The organism is Empedobacter sp. GD03739 (genome assembly GCF_029843245.1).
GTDB lineage: Bacteria > Bacteroidota > Bacteroidia > Flavobacteriales > Weeksellaceae > Empedobacter > Empedobacter falsenii_B.
The window spans coordinates 1-1,250 of record NZ_JAOCHX010000104.1 but is presented as its reverse complement, the minus strand read 5'-3'; the positions used below and the strand labels follow the sequence as shown (position 1 = coordinate 1,250).

The 1,250-nt window shown below is 28.2% G+C and carries 2 protein-coding genes; one reads left to right on the top strand and one right to left on the bottom strand.

Annotated elements, in window-relative coordinates:
* Positions 1-202 precede the first annotated feature (202 nt).
* Positions 203-790, top strand: coding sequence for a hypothetical protein (locus N5E64_RS15595; RefSeq protein WP_280038312.1), 588 nt, complete (start codon positions 203-205; stop codon positions 788-790).
* A 40-nt stretch (positions 791-830) separates the two neighbouring features.
* Here N5E64_RS15595 and N5E64_RS15590 read toward each other — a convergent pair.
* Positions 831-1,250: transposase (locus tag N5E64_RS15590; protein WP_280038311.1), on the bottom strand; the 420-nt coding region annotated here is incomplete at its 5' end.

Here is a 1,250-nt window from a genome sequence, read left to right as displayed (position 1 = left end):
AAGGGTTTTGCAAAATGGCGGGGTTAAACGCAAGTTGGAAGATTTAAAATATTTAGCCGCCGCTGCTTTTTCGTATTGATTATTTTTGTAATTTAACAATCCGAAAAAAGCATCGGCTACGTTTAGTCTAAATTGAACTTTCAGTCCATTTTAGCCCGCACTTCGCCAAGCCGCGGCCCGTTGTACGTAATTTTAACATCAAATGAGAAAGTTAATATTTGTCCCTATAATTTTATTTTTTCTTTTCGGCTTTAATAATAATTATAATCAGGAAGAAAAACTTATTTATGGAACTTGGAATTTTTACAAAACCTTTTCTTCTGATTATTCAGAAGAAATTGACTCAATTGTCACTGAAAAAACTTTAAGCGATGAAGAATTTAAATACTTAAAAAGTATAAATTCTGAAACTGAAAAAAAAGTAAATATTATTTGTTGTACTAATAAACATCTAACTGATATTGAATATACATTCTTTCCCAATAAAAACTTCTTAATATTGGATAAAAAAAGTAAAAAAACTTTGAAAGGAACTTGGAAATTAATTGAAGATAATCATAATAAATATATTGAGTTAGATTATAACGAAATTGATTATGCAAGACATTTCACTCTTGAAAAAAATCTTGATCGTTATAAAAAAATGAATATTGATGTAAATGAAATGAAAAAAGTACCATTTCATTTAGAAAAAATCACAAAAGACACAATATATTCAAACAGATATTTATCAGATTTGAAAAATTATAAATATGAATATTTGATAGATTTATATGTGAAAATTAAGTAAAAACTACGTACAACATCGGTAACTGTTGCACAACTCCAATTTACAGTAAAAAACAGAATATATGACCTCGTTTAAGCCTTTTTAAGCGAGGTTTATTTTTAGAAAAATATATTAATGTAAAATTAGGTTTGCTTAAAAACTCTCTTTTTAAGGAGTGAAGGAGTGATTTTGTAGAAGCGTAGTTCTTCCCTTGTTTTAAATAAATAACTTGGGCTAAAACACTTGATTTTTTGACTGTAAAGCGTAGATATTTCTTCAAGTTGTAAGATAAACTTGACATTAGTACATGTTTATTGGCTTTAGACATTCCTCTGCTGTTGATTCGTTTTAAGTTAAAGAAGTTAATCAACGTTCCTAAAACTGGTTCTACTGTAGAACTTCGACGTTTAACTAACCTGCGGTGATACGCTTTATTTTGGGTGAGTTTTTCATGCATTTTATCGTACAAAGGCTTGTGAAT